The organism is Sphingobium sp. SA916 (assembly GCF_002894065.1).
Lineage (GTDB): Bacteria > Pseudomonadota > Alphaproteobacteria > Sphingomonadales > Sphingomonadaceae > Sphingobium > Sphingobium fuliginis.
Window position 1 is genome coordinate 1 of sequence record NZ_LXYF01000105.1, and the last position, 3667, is coordinate 3667.

3 protein-coding genes and 1 pseudogene are annotated in these 3667 nt (G+C 68.5%); 2 read left to right on the forward strand and 2 right to left on the reverse strand.

Features of this window, described 5'->3' with window-relative positions; genetic code table 11:
• Both A8G00_RS23880 and A8G00_RS23885 read left to right on the forward strand, forming a co-directional pair.
• Positions 1-453, forward strand: a pseudogene (locus A8G00_RS23880) (succinate dehydrogenase/fumarate reductase flavoprotein subunit); the annotation flags it as partial.
• A complete protein-coding gene (locus A8G00_RS23885; protein WP_103001884.1) occupies positions 450-842 on the forward strand; it encodes a ferredoxin family protein in 393 nt (130 codons plus the stop codon). The pseudogene A8G00_RS23880 and the gene A8G00_RS23885, both read left to right, overlap by 4 nt.
• A 138-nt stretch (positions 843-980) precedes the next feature.
• Here A8G00_RS23885 and A8G00_RS23890 read toward each other — a convergent pair whose 3' ends face one another.
• Both A8G00_RS23890 and A8G00_RS23895 read right to left on the reverse strand, forming a co-directional pair.
• Positions 981-1643: a peroxiredoxin-like family protein gene (locus tag A8G00_RS23890; RefSeq protein WP_103001885.1), complete on the reverse strand. Its 663-nt coding sequence runs from the start codon at positions 1641-1643 to the stop codon at positions 981-983.
• 244 nt (positions 1644-1887) lie between these two features.
• Entirely contained in the window at positions 1888-3402 is a 1515-nt protein-coding gene (locus tag A8G00_RS23895; protein WP_172451966.1) for a PAS domain-containing protein, read from the reverse strand.
• Positions 3403-3667 lie beyond the last annotated feature (265 nt).

Below are 3667 nucleotides of genomic sequence, written 5' to 3' on the forward strand. Positions count from 1 at the left end.
CGGGCGAAGCGCGACGGGCGGCGTCTGGGCGCGGCGGCGCGGGCCGTCGGCCAGGCGGGGTTGCGCCCGACCGCTTCCCCGCGCCCGATCGATCTGAAGGCGGTCCTGCCGGTCGTTCAGCATGCCACCGTCGGTTATGACGACGCCCTTTGGCGCAGCGCGCCCAAGCTGGCGCGGGCGCGCGACGCGCTGGACGGCGCATGGCGCTTGCTGGCCGATCATGGCCAGGGCGTGGGGCTGGACAGGGTCGGGCTGCGCGAACATGCCGCGATGATCGCCGCTGCGCGCTGGGTGACCGCGGCCGCCCATAGACGCGACGAGAGCCGGGGCATGCATATGCGTGCGGACCGCCCCGCGACGGACGCCGCGCTTGCCAGCCGCCTGCTGACCGGCGGCACCGACAAGGTCTGGACTCGTTTCGAAACCCCCGCCTTGCAGGAAGCCGCCGCATGATCGCCCATATCTTCGAAGACCGGTGCACCGCCTGCCAGGCATGCGTTTCGGCCTGCCCCACCCATGTGCTGGATGCCGGGCCCGATGGCGCGCCCCGGATCGCGCGGCTGGACCAATGCCAGACTTGTTTCCTGTGCGAGCTTCATTGCGAAGCCGACGCGATCTATGTCGGTCCGGACCAGAGGCAGGCCGAAGCGATCTCGCCAGAGGCGATCCTGGCGTCCGGGCATCTGGGGCGGCTGCGCCACGACCATGGCTGGGGCCGGGAGCCGGAGCCGGGCAGCACGGGCCATTTGCACGACTTCTGGCAGCTTGGCTCGCTGCTGCGCGAAGGCGCCGAGATCGCGGCGCGCCGCTATGCCGAACGCCATGCGTCCGACAGGGCGTGAGTGACGGACAGGGCGGGGAGCGATGCCGGCGCATGAGCCGGTTCTGCGGCTGTCGAACCGATCGATCGATGACGCCTGAGGAGGCGGGCTGTCCCCTCGCCTTTCCCGCATTGGCCATGGGAAAGGCGAGGCGTTCCGTCAGCCGATATGCTGTTCCACATGGTGTAGGACGGTTTCCGCTTCGGGGCGGTCGAGCCAGTCGGGGCTGACCTGCAACCAGCGCAGCACGCGCCCCGCGCCGACGAGCAGGAAAGCGGGCTGGGGCAGTTCCCAACTGCCCGTGCCCGTCACTTCACCGATCCAGCCGGCCGGCGGCGGCGAGGGACGGTGATCGGGCTGGAAACTGATGTTCAGCAGCCGCGCCAGCGCGTTATCCGCGTCGGTTGCGACGAGAAAGGGCAGATCGTGCCGCGTCTTGACCTCCCGCAGCAGCAACGGCGGTTGCGGGCTCAACGCCACGAGCGGAATGCCGCGCTGACGAAGGCCGGGGAACAGCGCATCGGCATAATAGGGCAAGGCGATGTTGCAGGCCGGACAACCGGCATAGCGGAAGAAGAGGAACAGCGCGGCGCCGCCTGAAGTCAGTTCGTCCAGGCCGAGGGTATCGCCCCCCACCTCCACGAAGGACAGAGGCGGCAGCACGGTGCCCGGCTGGGCCACGGCGGCGGGATCGAAACGGTCCAGCAACTGCTTGCGTTGCCGGGCATTGCCCTCAAGCTGGGCCGGGGGCCAGCTCCTCTCCCGCTCCGCCTGCAAAGCGGCATAGCGAGCCTTGAGCGTTTCGTTGACTGTCGTGGCCATGATGATCTCCTTCGCCGTGCACCTCCCCCATTTTGGCGGCGACCGGCGACCGCCACCAATGAGACTTGCCCGGTCAATCACGAAGAATGATCATAGATCGGTTGCATTCGAGGGGCCCGAGCCGGCGAACGGGCCCGTTTTCGTGAGAATTTCCCGGTCGGGTGGGCCTGTGCCGGCATGGAGATCGAAGCTGGCCATCGCAGACGGGCCCAGGCTCAGGACCCATTACTGGCGGGTCCTGAGCCTAGGTGACGCCCCGCTGTTCACCGCCCTCGCCGCTCGCCGGCGTGATCCCGGCGGCCAGGGCGAGCTGAAGCAGTTCGGTCAGGCTGTTCGCGTTCAGCCGATTCATCACCTGGGCGCGGTGCAGTTCGACCGTCCGGGGGCTGATGCCGAGCTTCTGGCCGATGATCTTGTTGGTCCCGCCGTCGACCAGGCCGACCAGCACCTCGCGTTCGCGGGGCGTCAGTCGCGCGATGCGGGCGCTGGCGTTTTCGTCCCGCGTTGGCGCCCGCGCCGAAGCCTGGCACTCCGCAATGGCGCCGGCAAGGCTGGCGCGCATCGACGCCTCGTCTCCGGCAAGGATGTAGTCGACGGCGCCCGCCTTCATCGCGGAAACCGCGCACGTCACATCCGCACCCGCCATGTCCAGCGCGATGGTGGGTATCGTGATCGCCCGCGCCCTGAGCTCGCGTGGCACGGACAGCCCCTCGTCGCGCCCCTTGCGCAGGTCCAGGAGCACGCAGCCCGGCGAGAGGACGGGCGCCATGTCGAGAAAGGCGGAACCGCTGTCGAACGTCCGTCCGCGATAACCCAGCGCGCGAACCAGCGCGCTCAGCTTCCGCGCCTCGGCCGCCTTGCCGCTCACCACATAGACATGGCGGACATCGTCCTGGGTAAGGTCTTCGGTGATCCCGCCGATCCGGGTCACAGCGCCCGTGTCATCGAAAATCGGAAAGCTGGTGTCCCGAAGCCAGCGCATGGCGCCATCGCGGGGCCGCACGATCCGGTATTCGAACTGCACGACGTCTCCAGCCTTCACGGCGGCGAGGGCGTGGCCGACCTGCGGGCGATCCTCCGGGTGCACGTCCTTCATCCATTCGGCGAAGTCGCTCGCCGCCTCCTGGCAGGGCACGCCCCAGATCCGCTCATAGGCGGCGCTCCGGTAGATGATCGCGCCGGCAACCGGATCGCCGATCCAGATCAGGTTGCTGCTATGCGCGGCGAAGCTGCGGAATTGCGCCTCGCTCGCGCGGATCGCGGCCTCCGCCCGCCGCTGCGCCGTCACGTCGATCGCAGCGCCGATGAACCCGACCGCGCGCCCGTCGGCGAAGCTGGTGCGGCCGGAGGTGGCGATGCGGCGCGTGATGCCGTCTTCTTTCCCGATCACGCGATATTCGACATTATAGCTGCCGTCGCCACGGGGATCGACGCAGCGCGCGATCGCATCGCGGACCGGCTGGCGATCGTCGGGATGAATGCCGGCTTCGAACAGCGTCATGTCGACCGGCGTATCGGCAGGCAGGCCCCACATCGCCCTTAGCCGCTCGTCCCACTCCAGCGATCCGGTGTCCGGGTTCCACGAGTAGATGCCGATGCCCACCAGTTCGGTCGCCGCCCTCAGACGGGCTTCGCTACTGCGAAGGGCGTCCGCGAACCGCCGCCATTCGCTGGCATCGCGCGGCGGCCCGTCGTCGTCGTCGGAACAGAGCGCTTCACTGCCTTCCTGGGCGGCCGTCGGTCGTAACTCTTGCACCACGGCGTCAGTCTCCTCAAACGCTTGCCGCCCAGTCGGCAAAAGCCGGTGACCGGGGAAGGTTCCCTAGGGATCGCCCTTATGGGTTGCGGGCGGGGCGAGCCCCAGATGGGCGCCATCCAACCAAGGAGACCGGCATGAAAGCCCTAGCACTACTTTGGCAGAAGTGAGACTGACGCGCTTGAGAGAGCACCCCCGCAATGAGGGCATTGGCCTGGCGGTGCACGCGAGAGGCGATCAAGGATGGCTTTGCGGACTGCCGGCAGGC

Coding starts and splice junctions, on each gene's coding strand:
- A8G00_RS23885 (WP_103001884.1), top strand. CDS start 450: ATGATCGCCCATATCTTCGAAGACCGGTGCACCGCCTGCCAGGCATGC.
- A8G00_RS23890 (WP_103001885.1), bottom strand. CDS start 1,643: ATGGCCACGACAGTCAACGAAACGCTCAAGGCTCGCTATGCCGCTTTG.